The organism is Paenibacillus ihbetae, from assembly GCF_002741055.1.
Classification (GTDB): Bacteria; Bacillota; Bacilli; order Paenibacillales; family Paenibacillaceae; genus Paenibacillus_AQ; species Paenibacillus_AQ ihbetae.
Genome location: NZ_CP016809.1, coordinates 3,555,573 through 3,572,504 on the forward strand (window position 1 = coordinate 3,555,573; position 16,932 = coordinate 3,572,504).

Here is a 16,932-nt window from a genome sequence, read left to right on the forward strand (position 1 = left end):
ATCCGATGAGAGTTGTGACCGAACGATCCGCTGCGGTGCCGCTTCAACAGGTTAAGCTGAACGATCCCTTCTGGTCCCGCTATATCCGGCTGGTAAGGGAAGTGGTCATCCCTTATCAATACGAGGCGCTTCATGACCGGATTCCGGGAGTGGAGCCGAGTCACGCGGTTGCCAACTTCCGTATCGCGGCCGGCAGGGAGCAGGGCGAATATAAAGGCATGGTATTTCAAGACAGCGATGTGGCGAAATGGCTGGAGGCTGCGGCTTATTCCCTGGCCATTCACCCTGATCCGAAGCTGGAGCAGCAGGTGGACGAGCTGATTGACCTGATTGCCGATGCCCAGCAGCCGGACGGCTATTTGAATACGTATTTTACGGTAAAAGAGCCAACTAAACGCTGGACCAACCTGACGGACTGCCATGAGCTGTACTGCGCCGGGCATCTGATCGAAGCTGCGGTGGCCCACTACCGTGCAACCGGCAAACGGAAGCTGCTGGATGTGGCCTGCCGGTTCGCCGATTATATCGATACGGTATTCGGACCGGAAGAGGGCAAAATCCATGGCTTTGACGGTCACCAGGAGATTGAGCTGGCGCTTGTGAAATTATATGAGGCTACCCATGAGGAGAAGTATTTGCGGCTAGCCCAATACTTTATCGACGAGCGGGGACGGGAGCCGCATTTTTTCCACCAAGAGTGGGAACGGCGCGGAAAAAGCTCCTTCTATGCTTCGGTATCCGGAGCTCCCCATCTCCCTTATCATCAGAGTCACCTGCCGGTCAGGGAGCAGAAGGTAGCGGTGGGCCACTCGGTGCGTGCCGTCTATATGTATACTGCGATGGCCGATTTGGCCGCCCGCACCGGAGATGCATCACTGATGAAGGCATGCGAGAATCTGTGGGATAACATTGTCCATAAACAAATGTACATTACCGGCGGGATCGGCTCGACCCACCACGGCGAGGCGTTTACGATCGATTACGATCTTCCGAACGATACTGTCTATGCGGAGACCTGTGCTTCGATTGGCCTGATCTTCTTCGCCCGGCGGATGCTGGAGTTGTCGCCGAAATCCGAGTATGCGGACGTGATGGAGCGGGCGCTGTACAACACGGTAATCGGCAGCATGGCGCAGGACGGCACCCATTTCTTCTACGTTAATCCGCTGGAGGTGTGGCCGGATGCCTGCCGTCATAATCCGGGCAAGCATCACGTGAAGCCGGTCCGGCCGGGCTGGTTCGCATGCGCCTGCTGTCCGCCGAATGTGGCAAGGCTGCTGACTTCACTCGGCGAGTACGTGTATACCTCGAATGAGGATACGTTGTTTGCCCATCTTTACATCGGCGGCGAGACAGCGGTGTCCCTTCGCAGTAACACCGTAAAGGTCAAGCAGACCAGCGAGCTGCCGTGGAGCGGGAACGTTACTTTTACCGTTGAACCGCAGCAGGCGGCGGAGTGGACGCTGGCTCTGCGCATCCCGGGGTGGTGCCGCGGCCAAGCCGTGATCCGCGTGAACGGAGAGGAGACGGCAGGCTTGATCCGGGAGGGCTATGCTTACATAACCCGAACCTGGGCTTCGGGCGATACGCTGGAGCTTGCGCTCTCGCTTGATATTCTTCAGGTAAGAGCCCATCCGCTGGTTCGTGCAAATGCCGGCAAAGCGGCCATTCAGCGGGGACCGCTTGTATACTGTTGGGAGAGCGTCGATAATGGCGCGCCAATCTCGGCCGTTACCCTGGCGGCTGATCCGAAGTTAAATTCGCGATTCGATCCGGATTTGCCGGGAGGCGCCGTGGTCATCGAGGGAGCCGGCTGGCGGGAAGAGGCGGAGTCCTGGAATGGAGAATTGTACCGGGCAGCGCCGCGGCAGGCGAAATCCGCGACATTAAAGGCAATTCCGTATTATCTGTGGGGGAATCGAGGGGAGAACGAGATGGCCGTGTGGATCCGGGAAGAAGCAAGCCTGGTGTAAATGCCGGATTCGACTGGCAGACCCCGAGCCCGGCGCGCGGTGTAATGATGAGTGCTGCACGATGATCAGCGTCGACGCTCGGACGACAAGCCATGGAGCGCCTGCGGAAACGGTTAATGGAACAGTAGATCCTATAGCAATAGGGCGTCACCCGAAGAGGCAATATTCTGCCCTTCGGGAGGCGTCTTTTTTTTCAACCATTGAAAGGGATAACTTTCAACGGTTCCGGCGGAAATTCAGGAGGTCTGCTGCAATTTTCCCGCGTGTTCCCCAAGCTATGCCTGTAAAAGCTTTTTGATATGCTCTTCGATCTTCTCGGGCGTATCGGCCGGGGCGAACCGCTTGACTACCTTCCCCTCCCGGTCCACAAGGAATTTGGTGAAGTTCCATTTGATGGCTTTACTGCCGAGCACGCCTGGCGCTTCTTGGGTCAGATGCTTATACAGGGGATGGGCATCGGTGCCGTTTACGTCGATCTTGGCGAAGAGGGGAAAGGTCACCCCGTGATTCAATTTGCACGCTTCCTCGATCGAGGCATTGTCCTCGAGCTCCTGGTTCATAAACTGGCTGCTGGGGAAGCCGAGCACGGCCAGTCCCTGGTCGCGGTACGTTTGATGCAGCTTCTCCAGCCCGCTGAATTGAGGGGCGAATCCGCATTTGGTCGCAGTATTTACGATTAACAGCACGTGGCCGCGATATTTCTCGAGCTTCTCGCGTTCGCCGGTGATTGTCGTTACCTCGTAATCATAAATGGTCATCCTGTAAACCTCCTTCATCGCACTTGGGTTATGCAACCAGATTATATGCTATCGGGAAGCATTGCAACTTCTCGGCCGTTGACCGGTCGCGTTATGGCGTTAAGGCCTGCCGTCGGACGTCGGCGCTGATCATCGTGCAGCATTGCCGCAGGCAATACACGTCCATCGCAAGCCTATGAACATATAAGAGAGTAAAAATATGTAATTTTTTACTGGACTAAACTAGGAGAATTATGGTAGTAGTAGAATAACCAATTAAGCATATGAAGGATTTTCCGTATTACGAGGACACTTAGGAGGCCGATATGAATTTGAAAACGCAAATGCTCAAATCGACGATCATCAGCCTGCTGGCCTTTAGCTTCATTGTCCTGATCGTCCTGATTCCCCGAGACATCAATATTTCACTGGATGGTCATAAGGTTGTAGCGGATCCCTCATTCGACATGAACCGGTACCTTACATATATAGGCGATTTCTTCCGCCAGCTCATCGAGCACGGAAGCCTCGGACCGTCGCGATATAAGGGTCAGACGGCAGAGGCTGCAGCATTGGTCGCCGTCGGCATGAGCCTGCTGGTCATAATCTCGGCGCTTTTAATCGGGTTTGTCGTCGGGATTTTGAAAGGGATTGCAGACTACAAGCTGTCCAAGACGAAATTCAATGTGCTCGGCCATTGGACAACATGGCTGTTCCAGTCCATACCTGATTTCTTCCTCATGCTGTTTGTGCAGTGGTTTCTGGTCAAGCATGTACCGGCCGTCCGCTATTTTGCCGTGGAAGGCTGGGAGGCGTTCGCGCTGCCCGCGCTTCTGGTCTCGATCTACCCCATCTTCTTTATCGCCAGAGTGACCTCCGCTTCGCTTCTTGCCCAGGAAGGAAAGATGTACATCCTGTTGGCAAAGGCCAAGGGGCTCAGCGACAGGGCCGTAGTGTACAAGCACATGCTCCGCAACGGCATCGCGGCGATCTTGACGCATCTTCCGGGCCTGCTCGTATTCATTCTATCGAATTTGCTGGTGGTCGAGTATTACCGGAACTACCCGGGCGCAGCCTGGAGGCTGTTCCAGGCGCTGGATTTCAACCCCTACACGGGTACGGGCCCCGAATATGAACCGGGCGTCATTATCGGGATCGCCTTTTTCTTCATGCTGATCTTCCTGGTCGTGCAATGGATTAGTCATTCAGCCCGCAAATATTTCGATCCTAGATAAAGAAATGAATGGAGGTAGCCGGACTTGAGAAATATCCCTTTATGGCTCGGAGGCACGTTGCTTGCTTTCTTGGTGTTTGTAGCGTTCGTCGGCCCCCATCTTCCGTTTATCGACGCGGATTTGAGCAAAGAGCGATCCCGGTGGGTCATGAAGAACGGTGAAGAGAAGCTCGTGCTGCCTGCCTTTAAGCCATCGTCCAAAAACCTGCTCGGCACGGACAAGGAAGGGGTCGACAATCTAAGCCGATTGGTTGTCGGCGCGAAGGAAACGATCCTGTTTGTCCTGGCCATTGCGGCCGTCAGGTACATCATCGCGGTTCCGCTGGGGATCATGGCCCGAAAGAAAACAGGGTTTTGCCACCGGCTGATCACGTTTTGGAACCAGCTGTTCTCCTATATGCCGCCGGTATTCGCATCGGCGCTGCTGCTTGCGCTTCCGTTCCTCCTGTTTGCCCAGTACCGGCTGGCCTGGGCTATCCTGATCCTGGCTAGCGTGGAGGTCGGACGTGTTGCCGTCACCGTACAGGAGCAGGCTTATAAATTGTCCAGGGAGCCGTACATGGAAGCGAGCTCCGCACTGGGGCTGCGTACCAGAACGCTGACAAAGAACTATTACGTTCCCATCATGTTTCCCGAGATGGTCGTCAATTTCTGTCTGGACATGGGTAAGGTCTTGCTCCTTCTCGGCCAGCTTGCGATTGTGAATATTTTTCTGGGGCATGAGTGGAAGGAAGTCGATTATTATACGATGGAATTCGTTGAGACAGGGCTGAACTGGGCGACCATTCTGGCCAGACACCGCACGGATATATTCCTCGGCAAGTTTGAATATGTATTCTATCCTGCGTGTGCAATGATGATTGCCATTGTGACATTCAATCTGCTCGCAGAAGGCCTGCGCCGCCGTTTCCAGGTGAGAGGCTAAAAAAACGTGCTGGCCTAGCTTCAATTACGCAAAAAAAACCGGAAGTCGATCATGATTCGCTTAAATGCCTGCAACCGATGCATGGCGATATGCGAATTCGATGCTTCCGGTTTTTTTGTTAATGCATCATCCGAACAATCGTGGGGAGTCTGCGTTAGGAGCCCAGCGAATTTTGGCGGTCCCCATTCCGTGCCCATACCGATACGCTGCCGCCGTGTACAGGAAAGACGCCAAAGCCGTCGGTCCCGATCGTAACACGCTCATCCCGGTTGCCTGTCAGATCCATCCACTCTTCGCCGGCGCGGTGGGTTCCGACATACATGCGTTTTTCGCCGGGATCCCCGTTTGCCATAACGACCGCACATCCGGAGTTTTTAACTTCCGGCAGCCCTCTTCGAACCCAGCCGATCGTGTTGGGATGGTCGAAATAATCATCCTGCTCTCCGTACGCGAGGTGAGCCCGGGCATACAGGAGCGGGTCGATGGCTTCCTTCTTGCCCGGAAGTGAATGCTCCCCGCCGATGCCGTAATAATCCCCGTAGAAGACGACGGGATAGCCGTCCTTCCGAAGCAGGATCAAGGCATAAGCGCTCTGCTTGAACCAGTCCTCCACCCAGGATTCCAGTGATTCGTGGGGCTGGGAGTCATGATTGTCGACGAACGTAACGGCATTCATAGGATGGGATTGCACCAGCGTATCGTCGAAGATCGTCCGCAGGTCGAAGGACCGCCCGGCTTTGGCCGCAGCATGAAGCTTATAGTGAAGCGATACGTCAAACAGATCGATCTTGTAATCTACCCGGTCGAGGTAGCTCCGGCATGCCTGAAGCTCCGGGTTCCAAAACTCCCCGACGATGTAGAAGTCGTCTCCCCGTTTCTTCTTCATGGCCGTTGCAAACTCCTTGATGAAATCATGGTTGATATGCTTGATCGCATCCAGCCGGAAGCCGCTGCATTGCAGGGTATCGACGAGCCACTGGCCCCATTTGATCATCTCTTTGCGAACCTCGGGATGGCTGTAATCGATATTGGCGAACATCAGATAGTCATAGTTGCCGAATTCATGGTCCACCTTCTCGTTCCATGATTTGTTCTCGCCAAGAATGCGGTATATGCCGGCACGCTTTCTACTCGCATCGTAGTCGGTCCCGTTGAAATGATGAAAATTCCACTGGAAAGAGGAGTACTTGCCGCCCCGGCCGGGGAACGTAAATTTGGTCCAACCCTCAATCTCGAAGGGCTTCGATATTTCCTTGGTCCGGTCCATTTCATCGACCTGGACCACATGGAATCGCTCGGTTTCGTCCGCTCCGGCCTTATGGTTCATCACGAGATCCACATAGACGGCGATCCCGTGCTTGTGGCAGGCCGCGATGGCATCGATCAATTCCTGCTTCGTGCCGTATTTCGTACGTACGGTGCCCTTTTGATCAAACTCCCCCAGATCGTACAGATCATACGCACCGTAGCCGTTATCTTCCGCCGACAGCGCTTTGGTCACCGGTGGAATCCATACCGTATCGACTCCCGCCTTGCTGAGCTCGGGCGCCGCTTCCTTCAGACGTTTCCAATGCGAGCCGTCGGGGGCGACATGCCATTCGAAAAATTGCATCATGGTATGATTTCGCTGCATTCGTGCGTTCATCTCCTCTGTAAAGATGGCTTGCGTTTATGTCATACAGGGTATAGCTATCCATATCCATAACCATACCCGGGGAGCATACCGTGTTAAACACAGTTCAATTGTTCCCGAATATGGCATGGAACAGACGAGCGGAACGGCGAGACACAACGACGAATTTACGTATATAAAAACGTGCTGCCCCGATCATAACGGGTCAGCACGTTCATGGGTCAAGGATTTACGGCCTTGACCCCAGCCTATTCGTAAGGCTGGTGTACCTGACAATTCCGGCGGCATAGCCTGCGGATTCCGCCCGCTTGCGCCGACATGCTCCATGGCTTGACGTCAGAGCGTCGACGCCGATCATCGTGCAGCAGTCATCATTACACCGCGCGCGGGGAGAGGCACGCGGTAAGAAAAACACGCGGTAAGAAAAAGTCGTCTCAGGCAGCGTGAGCCGTGGATTTAGACCAACATATAAGTCAGCAGGACCAACAGGGTCGTCGTTATGGCCATGGCCAGCAGCGGTCTCCAGGCTCTGCGTACATCCTTGACATGAACATTCAATCCAAGGCCTACCATCGCCATCGCCAGCAGAAAGGAGGCGATTTGCGACAACGCATCCTTGAGCGGAAGGGGAATCATCGGCTGTCCGGTATATTCCCAGCTGCCCAGCATGCTTGCTGCCATAAAGCCGATGAGAAACCAGGGAAACTCCGGTTTGGCCCGGCTTTCATTCGGGCGCGTCCGCTTCATCCAGAGCATCAGGAGGGCGCTCAAGGGCAGAAGCAGGAATACGCGGCCAAGCTTGGCGAGCAGGGCGAGCGTCAAGGCCTCCTCGCCCGCGGAAGCTCCCGCAAGCGCTACATGAGCGATTTCGTGAAGACTTATGCCCGACCAGATGCCGAACTGGGTGGCGGTTAAGGGCAGTAACGGCTGTATCAAGGTATAGAGGATGGCAGCAATCGTGCCGACAAATGCAATCATCCCTGCTCCCAGCGCGGTATCCTTCTCCTTGGCTTGCACGATCGGCGATACGGCTGCAATGGCAGCCGCCCCGCATACGCCTGTTCCAATCCCCAGCAGCAGGGACAGGGACATATCCGCTTTAAGCCGCTTGGCGATGAGCAGTGTCACGGCGATGGCAAACACAACGCTGATGACATCCCTCAGCATGAGCCCAAGGCCTTGATGCCATACGATGCCGATATTCAGCTTCAGCCCATACAAGATAATGGCCAGACGAAGAAGCCGCTTGGCCGTGAACTGGATCCCGGGGCGCAGCGCCTCCGGATAACCGCGCATCTGGCGGTACACGGCGGCAATCAGAATCGCCCAAGCCAGTTGGCCAAGATAGCGAAGGCCTGGAAGGCTGGCGAGCGCCAGGCCGATGAGGGCGATCGCCAGCGTAAATGCGATACCGCCGATGACAGCCGTCATCGACGGCTTCTTCGGCAGCGCGGCAGGGACGGCGGCTTGCGATTGGGAATGCACGGGTTCAGCCATAAGTCATAACCTCCGGTTTGTTCGGTTGGTCTGAACCTATCGTATCCCACTTTATTAAATAAGAAAAATAAATCATAATAATAGTAATGATAAGTATTTAATTATGATAGGATTTGAGCTGTGCAACATAATGAATGCAAAGAGAGGGAGAGGGCGGGGGATGGATCAGGCGCTAGAGGTTTTTGTAACCGTCGTTGAGAAAGGGAACTTCACTCGGGCAGCGGAGGAGCTGTTAATGACGCAGCCTGCGGTAAGTCAATATATTCGGGCATTGGAGCGCTCATTAGGGACGCGGCTGCTGGATCGGAGCAATAAATATGTCCGACTGAATAAAGCGGGAGAGATCGTATATCATCACGCGAAGGAGATTCTGGGGTTATATACACGCATGAATGCCCTGGTGGATGATGTAATGCATCGGGCAAGCGGCGATTTGTCGATCGGATCCAGCTACACCTTCGGCGAGTATTTGCTCCCGCGCATGATCGCTTCCTTAAGGCAGCAGTATCCGTTAATCCGTCCAACCATCACCATCGGAAACACGGCCGAAGTGGCGGGAATGATTCTGCGGCACGAGGCGGATATCGGTATCGTTGAGGGGGATTATCAGGACGAGCGGCTGCAAATTGAGGCGTTCGCCGAGGATGAAATGGTCATTGTCGTTCCGCGGGGCCAGCGCTATGAACAGCTGTCTGAAATCCCGCTGGCAGAGCTTCAAACGGAGACGTGGATCGTGCGCGAGCAGGGCTCGGGCACCCGCGAGGCGACGGAGCGAATGTTCGCTGCAAGCGGCTTTCATCCCCGGCATGTGGTTGAATTCGGCAGCACACAGCTGATCAAGGAATCGGTTGAGGCTGGCTTAGGCGTTACGCTGCTGTCACGATTTGTCGTGCGCAAGGAGCTCCAGCTCGGCACCCTCCATATGCTGAAGCCGGACGGACGGCCCGTGATTCGCCGCTTCTCCCTCATTTTACAGAAAACGCCCTACCATACGAAAGCCGTGGAAGTATTTCTTGAGCTGCTTAGGAGCAAGGAGGGGATGGCCAAATAAAGTGCCGCAGGTACGGTCCGCTCAATTTATATCGCATGCTGAAATGAACCCCTTCATGAGGATTTTTCAAAATCCAAAGCGCGGCTTTTTCAATCAGCATAATAAAGAGCGAAACGGTTTAGATTGTGCAGATATGGTACCGGGAGCGGTTGGAACCGAGCGCAGCAAAATCCAGACGTCGCAGCATCCTCCTTTACGGAGGATCAGATTGTCGAGAAACCCTGTACTTTTTTCTAAAGTGCAGGGTTTCTCAATTTCAAGTGGTCACTTCAAAAGTGAAAACGGGGAGATTACCCCCGTTTTTCCAGGCGATCCAGGTGGATCGCCATCTTCTTCATGTTCTGTACAGCTGCTGTCATCAGGGCCTGTTCCCTGACGTTTTGCAGCCCGCGCAAACGGCAATAGCGAAACCCATGGAGCTCTTTGGCATCCGCGAAGCTTCGCTCAATCGTTTCTTTTCGTTTTCGGTAGAGATATTTCCCGGATCGACTCAACCGGTTGCCTCGCACCCACTCTTTGCTGTCCTCCCAGACATGACGAGTTACCACCTTTCGGTGGTTGCGAGACCGCGTGCATTCATTTAATAACGGGCAGTTCTTGCAGTGCTGTGGATCCGAAGCGTACTGTCGGTATCCCTCACGGTTGGTCGTCTTGTACGGTAATTCGTGCTTTGCAGGGCAAACATAAAGATTGCGCTCCGCATCATACGTGAACTTCCATTTAGGGAATAAACCCTGGGTCGGGTGAAATCTTCGGTGAGCAATAACGGCAAAGATGTTTCGGCTTTGCAGCCCTTTGCAGATGGGTGAAGTCAAGTACCCGGAGTCCAGAGCAACGGCTTCGACTTTAAAACCAAATCGTTCTTGTTGACGATCCAAACGGGACAAATATGGTACAGAATCATGGACATTTCCGGCGGTGACATGGACATCCGTAATCATATTATATTTCAGGTCCACGGTACGGTGGTCTAAATAGAAGAATCCTTCCGGTTTCCCATCACGAATCATATAACCGCTTTCGGGATCTGTCGTGCTCACTTTAACTTCCTTTTCCTCGATCACGTCCTCTCTTGGCTTTAGCGCTTTTTTCCATGTGCATTCCGGTCAGCCTCTACGGCCGCATTAAGTTCACTCACATAATCACGAGTGTTTTGCAAAACCTGTTCTTTTGTGTATTTATGCTTGTTCGCATTCGCTTTGACGTGGGTTGAGTCGGTAACTAAGACACGTCCGCCCACCATACGGTGCTGGATAGCTTGAAGCACAATCTCATCGAAGATCTCCTGAAAAATCTCGGTGTCTTTAAAGCGCGTGCGACGATTCCAGCTAATCGTAGAGTGGTCCGGCACTTTGTCGGTTAAACCTAACCCCAAAAACCAGCGGTAAGCAAGGTTGGTTTGAATTTCACGTTCGAGTTGGCGTTCGGAACGGATGCCATAAAAATAACCGAGGAAAATCATCTTAAATAACACGACAGGGTCGATAGCAGGCCGCCCAGTATCCGCACAGTAAAGCGGACGAACCTTTTCGTCGATGAAAGAGAAATCGATATACTTGTCCACTTTACGGAGCAGATGATCTTGAGGAACCAATTCTTCAATCGAAACAAATTCGTAAGTCTGCTGTTTTTCTCGATTCGAACGCAACATATGTAACACCCTTCCGAACGGTTTATTTACTATTATTATACAACATTAACGCGGTGTCGTGTTGAATTAAATTCACAAGAAAATAGCTGTCGAGACTTTCTCGACAGCCTGATCCTCCTTTACGGAGGATGTTTTTTTGCACATAGATGATTACAATGCCAAGAAAAGGTTAAGACTGGATACTAAAACTACTAGAACTATATAGAATGAACCAAAGAATGAGATCGGAGCAGCAGCGATTTGCAGGAAAATTACAGCCCAATTGCCCGATATCCCGTTCAATCGTTCATCTTATATAGCACGCGATTCAAGAAGTTCATCAACATTCGGATCATATAAGGGGGGAAAACGATGAAAACGTGGAATACCATTGCGCTCTTGCTGCTGATCATTGGCGGCATCAATTGGCTGCTGGTTGGCTTGTTTCAATACGATCTGGTCGCCGCATTGTTCGGCGGGCAGAGCTCTGCAGGTTCGCGGATCGTTTACACGATTGTGGGACTGTGTGCGCTGTACTCGATCCGATTCTTCGGTGACGTTACCAATGATGATCGAAGAACAGCTAAATAGGTTAATTTATATAACATATCCATGTAATATAGATGATATAAAACGGTTTGTAAACAAGCTGCTTCGTTTTGTCGAAGCGGCTTTTTTATGTATGAGCGATCATGTGAACCTTGCGGATTCACAGGACAAAATCAACATATCATACAGACAATGTCCAGTCATATCAAGGTGTTCCCGAATTTCACCCCGATTAAAAACGACATATTTACGAAAAAAAGAGGGTCCCCTAGAATGAAAACAAGCAGCAAACACAGGCTTGAGCGGATGACAACAACGTGTTAAATAATATTACATTAACGATCGATTTGCTGCTGTTAATCCCACAAACGAAAAACAGCCTGCCTCTCCGTCAAAAGAGAAAGCAGGCCGAAACCGAAGAAGATTCGATTAAAAGAGAAAGGAGGCTAGAGCGAGGTCGATCATTCCAGAAGGAGCGCCTTATGCATCGCATCCAGCAGGCTGCGTGTCGCATCGCAGCTGTATTCCCAGAACATGATCCCTGCAAGCCGCTGCTCCTTTACGTAATGGCATTTATGCGTTAACGACTCGGGATCATCGTAGCTGATGAAGCTGCTGCCGTCGAACAGGTAAGGGGCTTTCGCCTCGTCGTCCCAATGCCGTGTGAAGGCGGGATTGTTCAAATAATGAGCGGCGAGCTGCGTATAAGTCGGACCGTAACCGCCTGCGGTCGGAGCGACCTGGAGATATCCGTTGTTTACGTTCGGCACGTTGTTCCATCCTCTCGAATAGAAGGCAGCTCCGATGACGATTTTCCCGCGCGGCACCCCCGCCGCTGTGAATAATCGCACCGAGGCGTCCGCACTGATCCGGAACAGATCGCCGGTGGACGTATACAGATTCGCATGGTGCCCGGTGTATGTCTGGAAGCCGCCGCGCATGTCGTAGGTCATCAGCTGTATGAAATCCAGAAAGGGGTGGATGAGGTCGATCTCGGTTCCATCTATATAATATTGATCGGCTCCTGCGGCAATGGTCAGCATATAGCGGCGGTGCTTCTCCTGCCCGAACCGGTCCAGAGACTCTCTGAGCGCCTGAAGCAGCAGCGTGAAATTCCGCTTGTCGTCAGGCGAAGCGGAGGTGCCGGCAACCGAATAGCAGGGATACTCCCAGTCCAGGTCGATTCCGTCAAAAGGATAATTCTCCAAAATTTCATTAGCGGATTCGCAAAGGCGCGCCCTTGCTTCCGGCGAGGCGGCTGCCTCGGAGAAGCCGCTGGAGCCCCAGCCGCCGACCGACAGCAGAACCTGAAGCTTGGGGTTAACCGATTTCAGCCGGCGGATTTCATCGGCAGTCTCCGGATGGGGGTACGAAATGGCGCCTTCCCGGATGTGGGCAAATGCTACGTTCAGATGGGTGAGCCGCAGCGCGTCCTCTGCCGTAACCTCGGAGAGAACCCTGCGTCCCGCATATCCGGCAAAAATCCAAGGGGATTCCGTCATGAGCTTCAACCTCGTTTCAATAAAATATGTGAGATTTGCGATACGGCTGTTTTTTTGAAGCTTAGCGTTCCTATCCAGCATCTGTCAAGACGGCGCGAATCGTTTGCACAGTTTGCCAAAGCGTTGGCTGCGGTCAAAATCAACATGTTTTCCTTGGCCGAAATGACAATGACAAGCTGCGCAAAAACGCCCAAAACCGCGTAGGATCAACGATTGTAGCCGCTTACAATGACCATTGAAAATGACATATTTACGGATCGGTCCGCAGTTCATACACTTGGGATGTAAGCGTTAACATTTTCCGGTGCGGCAATCCGCAGATGAGGAAGTGTGCTCAAGGAACCTCTTTCCTTACATTTGAACAGGGGTGCTTATCCTTAAAGCGAGCGTTCAAAAAGTCGGTCTATCAGCACCTTGATTGGCTACGAGATCAGAAGGCGGCTTTTTGAACAGCCTCTTAAATTGACCGGATTTCCATTAGAAGAGGAGGGAGAAACCGATGCAGCAAGATGGCCACACCGCCCTGTCGCAGAGCATATCGGTTAACACAACGGCAAGCCGCAAGAAAAATACCTTATGGAGGAGGATGGTCCGAAACTGGGAGCTGTACCTGTTTATCGCCCCCGCATTTCTGTACTTTCTGATATTCCATTACGGGCCGATGTACGGGATACAAATCGCCTTTAAAAACTTCATCCCGACATTAGGGATAACGGGAAGCCCGTGGGTCGGATTCGACCACTTCGTTCGCTTCTTTAATTCTTATTATTTCTGGGACCTGCTCTGGAACACGCTGAGCATCAGCTTGTACGAGCTTGCGATAGGATTCCCGCTGCCGATCATCCTGGCGCTTGCCTTTAATGAGGTAAGGGACTCGTTCTTCAAACGGACGGTACAGACGGTAACTTATGCACCGCATTTTATTTCGGTGGTCGTCATGTCCGGTATGATTATTACCTTCTTGACGCCATCGACGGGCATGATTGTCAATCTGGTGGAGTTTCTCGGATTTACGCCGCCCCAATTTTTGACCGACCCTGCCTGGTTTAAGACGGTGTACGTGCTGTCCGGGGTTTGGCAGAGCACGGGCTGGGGAACGATCATCTACCTGGCAGCCTTGTCGGGCGTGGACCCGCAGCTGCATGAAGCCGCCGTCGTCGACGGTGCCAGCCGGTTCAAACGGATTTTGCATATCAATCTTCCGGCGATCGTTCCGACCATTACGATATTGCTGATTTTGAATATGGGAAGCATTCTGGGCGTCGGCTTCGAGAAAATCCTGCTTCTCCAGAACCCGCTTAATATGGAGTCGTCCGATGTCATCTCGACCTTCGTTTATCGCTCCGGTTTGGTGGATGCGCAGTACAGCTTCTCAACGGCAGTCGGCTTGTTCAACTCCGTGGTCAATGCGATTCTGCTGCTCACGGTCAACCAAATTGCGCGGCGCACCAGCGAAAACAGTCTGTGGTAGAAGGAGGAATTACGCATGGCATCCGGAGTTAAAGAAAGCAACGGAGATAAACTGTTTCTATTCTGCAACTATCTGTACTTAACGATCGCGCTAGTCATTGTTCTGTACCCGCTGCTGTATATCGTCAGCGCATCGATCAGCGATCCGAAGGCCGTCGCCTCGGGCGAAATGTGGCTGTTCCCTAAAGGAATTACCTTCGAGGGCTATGCTCGGGTGTTCGAGAACCAGAATATCTGGATCGGCTACAAGAACACCATTATCTATACCGTGATCGGAACGGCGGTCAACCTGTTTGTCACGCTGCCGGCCGCTTACGCGCTAAGCCGGAGCGACTTTGTAGGCCGTGGATTCTTCATGGCGATGTTCCTGGTCACGATGTTTTTCGGCGGGGGCCTCGTACCGAGCTACCTGCTCGTCAAGGATCTCGGCATGGTCAACAGCATGTGGGCGCTCATTCTGCCGGGAGCCGCTTCGATCTGGAACATTATCGTTGCACGGACGTTCTTCCAGTCGACCATTCCGAAGGAGCTGCAGGAAGCCGCTCATATCGACGGATGTACGAATTTCCGGTTGTTCATCAAAATCGTGCTGCCGCTGTCGATGCCGATTATCGCCGTCATGGCGCTCTTCTATGGCGTCGGGCACTGGAACAGCTATTTCAGCGCCATGATCTATCTGAACGATGCGGCGAAGTATCCGCTGCAGCTCTTCCTGCGACAGATTCTGGTTCTGCAGGAGATGGCGGCCCAAGGCGGAGGAGCCATCGACATTTCATCGGCTGCCGCCATGAACTCGAAGGCCGAAATCGCCGCACTGGTCAAATACGCCGTCATCATCGTCGCAACGGTGCCAGTTATTGTCATCTATCCATTCCTTCAGCGTTACTTTGTGCAGGGTGTTATGATTGGTTCTGTAAAGGGCTGATCTTAAACCATAATCTACACCAAAAAAAGGGGAGTTGTTGTTATGAAGAAGCTTCGTAAGGCATCATCCGTTTTACTCTGTCTTACCTTGTCGGCAGCCATGCTTGCAGCCTGCGGTTCGCCAAAGGGAGACGGCGGTTCTGCCGCACCTTCCGGAACGTCCAGCAGCACGGAGGTCAAGAAGGAAGGCTTCCCGATCGTCGATGAGCCGATTACGCTGACGGTCATGTCCCAGGACGCCGGGGTGGCGGACTGGAAGACGATGCCTGTCCTGCAAGAGATGGAGAAATTGACGAACATCAAGCTGGAGTATCAGCTCTCGCCGATCGACAGCTTTGAGACGAAGAAGAACCTGGTGTTTGCAAGCGGTGATCTCCCGGATATGTTTTACGCTGCGGATTTGAAGCCGGCTGAGCAAGTTACTTACGGCAGTCAAGGCATCCTGATTCCGCTAGAAAAATACATTGATGAAGGCTATGCCCCGAACATCAAGAAGGTTCTGGATGCGCATCCGGATGTGCGCAAATCGTTTACGACGCCGGACGGCCATATGTATGCACTGCCGTTTATCGATACCGCAGCGGTATGGTACCGCGGACCGATGTGGTATAACGGCAAGTTCCTAAAAGCGCTCAACGTCAGCGAGCCGAAAACAACCGAAGAGCTGTATACGTTCCTGAAGCGCGTGAAGGAAGAGGATCCGAACGGCAACGGCAAGAAGGACGAGATTCCGCTGACTTCCGTCAAGCTGGATGACCTGCGGATGTACTTCTTCGGCTTCTGGGGTATGTACAACGAAGGCATCTATGCCGACAAGGAAGGAAAGGTGCATTATCCTTTCCAAGAAGAAGGCTATAAGGGCTACCTGACATTCATGAACCGTCTGTGGAAGGAAGAGCTGCTGGATCACGAAACCTTCTCCCAAACGGCAGACCAGAAGAAAGCCAAAGGCGAAAACAATCAGCTCGCATTATTCAACGACTATCATCCGTACTTCACCCTGGGTGGCGAGCCTAGCACCGAGCATCCGCTCATGACGCCGGTGAAGAGCGAAATCGAAGGATCTCCGGTATACGGCAAGCATCCGGGCATGTCGGCACGCGGCACGTTCGCCATTTCCAGCAAGAACCCTGCACCTGAGGCGACTATGCGCTGGATCGACTACCTCTACAGCTATGAAGGTTCGACGCTGTTCAATCAAGGACCTGAAGGCGTGCTCTGGAAGTTCAAGGATAAAGAGAACCGCGTGAAAGAATGGCTTCCGGTTCCGGATGGCGGCGACCGTGAGGAATACCGCGGTAAAATCACGCCAAACTACGGCATTCTGACGCCGGGCATCAACGATCCTGAAGTGGCGAAAGGGCTGCGTACCGAATTTGATGAGTGGATCGATCAGCAAAACCAAGAGAAGCTGGTGCCGATCGGCAAAGCTCCATTCCCTAACGTGTATTTGACCAATGAGGAGCAAAGCGAGGCTACGGCGTTGATGTCCGATCTGGACACTTACGTTAAACAGATGGAAGCGAAGTTCATCACGGGCCAAGAGCCGCTTGAAAATTGGGATAAGTATGTAGCCCAAGTCAAGAAGATGGGCGGCGACCGCATCGTCGAGCTGTACCAAGGCGCTTACGACCGCTGGAACACCAATAAATAATACAGATCTATAACAAGAACAACAAAAGGCCAACATATCCCGGTCCAGGCTTCTAGACCGGGGGTTGGCTCTTATTTTTAAACGGACAAAAGAAAAATGAAGCGAAACCGGCGAGCGGCTTGCGGACCGCCCGAAGCGAATCGCCCGGTGACG

13 protein-coding genes are annotated in these 16,932 nt (G+C 52.8%); 8 read left to right on the top strand and 5 right to left on the bottom strand.

Annotated features, from left to right (window positions below):
* Positions 1 to 5 precede the first annotated feature (5 nt).
* The gene (locus tag BBD41_RS15815; RefSeq protein ID WP_099478152.1) at positions 6 to 1,973 is read left to right on the top strand and encodes a glycoside hydrolase family 127 protein; all 1,968 of its coding nucleotides are present in this window, start codon (positions 6 to 8) and stop codon (positions 1,971 to 1,973) included.
* 275 nt (positions 1,974 to 2,248) lie between these two features.
* Here the strand turns inward: BBD41_RS15815 and BBD41_RS15820 are convergent, their stop codons facing one another.
* Complete coding sequence (locus BBD41_RS15820) at positions 2,249 to 2,731, bottom strand: glutathione peroxidase (RefSeq protein WP_077568590.1); 483 nt, start codon at positions 2,729 to 2,731, stop codon at positions 2,249 to 2,251.
* Positions 2,732 to 3,036: 305 nt separating this feature from the next.
* Here BBD41_RS15820 and BBD41_RS15825 point away from each other — a divergent pair, with 305 nt between their 5' ends.
* The gene (locus BBD41_RS15825; protein ID WP_099478153.1) at positions 3,037 to 3,945 is read left to right on the top strand and encodes an ABC transporter permease subunit; all 909 of its coding nucleotides are present in this window, start codon (positions 3,037 to 3,039) and stop codon (positions 3,943 to 3,945) included.
* Positions 3,946 to 3,969: 24 nt separating this feature from the next.
* The gene (locus tag BBD41_RS15830; RefSeq protein ID WP_099478154.1) at positions 3,970 to 4,869 is read left to right on the top strand and encodes an ABC transporter permease subunit; all 900 of its coding nucleotides are present in this window, start codon (positions 3,970 to 3,972) and stop codon (positions 4,867 to 4,869) included.
* Positions 4,870 to 5,023: 154 nt separating this feature from the next.
* Here BBD41_RS15830 and BBD41_RS15835 read toward each other — a convergent pair whose 3' ends face one another.
* Together BBD41_RS15835 and BBD41_RS15840 are read right to left on the bottom strand one after the other, a co-directional pair.
* On the bottom strand, positions 5,024 to 6,502 hold the full coding sequence (locus BBD41_RS15835) for an alpha-amylase (RefSeq protein WP_099478155.1): 1,479 nt from the start codon (positions 6,500 to 6,502) through the stop codon (positions 5,024 to 5,026).
* A gap of 456 nt (positions 6,503 to 6,958) precedes the next feature.
* Positions 6,959 to 7,999, bottom strand: a complete 1,041-nt coding sequence (locus tag BBD41_RS15840) for a YeiH family protein (protein ID WP_099478156.1) — start codon at positions 7,997 to 7,999, stop codon at positions 6,959 to 6,961.
* A gap of 160 nt (positions 8,000 to 8,159) precedes the next feature.
* Here BBD41_RS15840 and BBD41_RS15845 point away from each other — a divergent pair, with 160 nt between their 5' ends.
* Positions 8,160 to 9,050: a LysR family transcriptional regulator gene (locus BBD41_RS15845; RefSeq protein WP_099478157.1), complete on the top strand. Its 891-nt coding sequence runs from the start codon at positions 8,160 to 8,162 to the stop codon at positions 9,048 to 9,050.
* A 290-nt stretch (positions 9,051 to 9,340) separates the two neighbouring features.
* Here the strand turns inward: BBD41_RS15845 and BBD41_RS15850 are convergent.
* Positions 9,341 to 10,701, bottom strand: a protein-coding gene (locus BBD41_RS15850) for an IS1182 family transposase (RefSeq protein WP_099476806.1) whose coding sequence is annotated in 2 segments (ribosomal slippage) — positions 9,341 to 10,134 and positions 10,134 to 10,701 — 1,362 coding nt in all. Because the reading frame shifts where the segments join, the coding sequence is not laid out codon by codon here.
* Between the two features lie 351 nt (positions 10,702 to 11,052).
* Between BBD41_RS15850 and BBD41_RS15855 the strand changes: the two genes are divergently transcribed.
* Positions 11,053 to 11,271, top strand: a complete 219-nt coding sequence (locus tag BBD41_RS15855) for a DUF378 domain-containing protein (protein ID WP_077568578.1) — start codon at positions 11,053 to 11,055, stop codon at positions 11,269 to 11,271.
* 419 nt (positions 11,272 to 11,690) lie between these two features.
* Here the strand turns inward: BBD41_RS15855 and BBD41_RS15860 are convergent, their stop codons facing one another.
* Positions 11,691 to 12,731 (bottom strand): glycoside hydrolase family 18 protein, encoded by a 1,041-nt coding sequence (locus BBD41_RS15860; RefSeq protein WP_099478158.1) that lies wholly within the window; start codon positions 12,729 to 12,731, stop codon positions 11,691 to 11,693.
* Between the two features lie 499 nt (positions 12,732 to 13,230).
* On the opposite strand from BBD41_RS15860, the gene BBD41_RS15865 reads away from it, so the two are divergent.
* From BBD41_RS15865 to BBD41_RS15875, 3 genes are read left to right on the top strand one after another with little or no spacing between them, the layout of a single operon-like run.
* On the top strand, positions 13,231 to 14,202 hold the full coding sequence (locus tag BBD41_RS15865; RefSeq protein ID WP_007128914.1) for an ABC transporter permease: 972 nt from the start codon (positions 13,231 to 13,233) through the stop codon (positions 14,200 to 14,202).
* 15 nt (positions 14,203 to 14,217) lie between these two features.
* Positions 14,218 to 15,126 (top strand): carbohydrate ABC transporter permease, encoded by a 909-nt coding sequence (locus BBD41_RS15870; protein WP_077568575.1) that lies wholly within the window; start codon positions 14,218 to 14,220, stop codon positions 15,124 to 15,126.
* Positions 15,127 to 15,168: 42 nt separating this feature from the next.
* Entirely contained in the window at positions 15,169 to 16,779 is a 1,611-nt protein-coding gene (locus BBD41_RS15875; protein ID WP_007128912.1) for an extracellular solute-binding protein, read from the top strand.
* Positions 16,780 to 16,932: the final 153 nt, after the last annotated feature.

Bases quoted from the DNA above. Each gene is read 5' to 3' on its own strand.
- BBD41_RS15815 (WP_099478152.1), top strand. From the start codon at position 6: ATGAGAGTTGTGACCGAACGATCCGCTGCGGTGCCGCTTCAACAGGTT.
- BBD41_RS15820 (WP_077568590.1), bottom strand. From the start codon at position 2,731: ATGACCATTTATGATTACGAGGTAACGACAATCACCGGCGAACGCGAG.
- BBD41_RS15825 (WP_099478153.1), top strand. From the start codon at position 3,037: ATGAATTTGAAAACGCAAATGCTCAAATCGACGATCATCAGCCTGCTG.
- BBD41_RS15835 (WP_099478155.1), bottom strand. From the start codon at position 6,502: ATGCAGCGAAATCATACCATGATGCAATTTTTCGAATGGCATGTCGCC.
- BBD41_RS15840 (WP_099478156.1), bottom strand. From the start codon at position 7,999: ATGGCTGAACCCGTGCATTCCCAATCGCAAGCCGCCGTCCCTGCCGCG.
- BBD41_RS15845 (WP_099478157.1), top strand. From the start codon at position 8,160: ATGGATCAGGCGCTAGAGGTTTTTGTAACCGTCGTTGAGAAAGGGAAC.
- BBD41_RS15855 (WP_077568578.1), top strand. From the start codon at position 11,053: ATGAAAACGTGGAATACCATTGCGCTCTTGCTGCTGATCATTGGCGGC.
- BBD41_RS15860 (WP_099478158.1), bottom strand. From the start codon at position 12,731: ATGACGGAATCCCCTTGGATTTTTGCCGGATATGCGGGACGCAGGGTT.
- BBD41_RS15865 (WP_007128914.1), top strand. From the start codon at position 13,231: ATGCAGCAAGATGGCCACACCGCCCTGTCGCAGAGCATATCGGTTAAC.
- BBD41_RS15870 (WP_077568575.1), top strand. From the start codon at position 14,218: ATGGCATCCGGAGTTAAAGAAAGCAACGGAGATAAACTGTTTCTATTC.
- BBD41_RS15875 (WP_007128912.1), top strand. From the start codon at position 15,169: ATGAAGAAGCTTCGTAAGGCATCATCCGTTTTACTCTGTCTTACCTTG.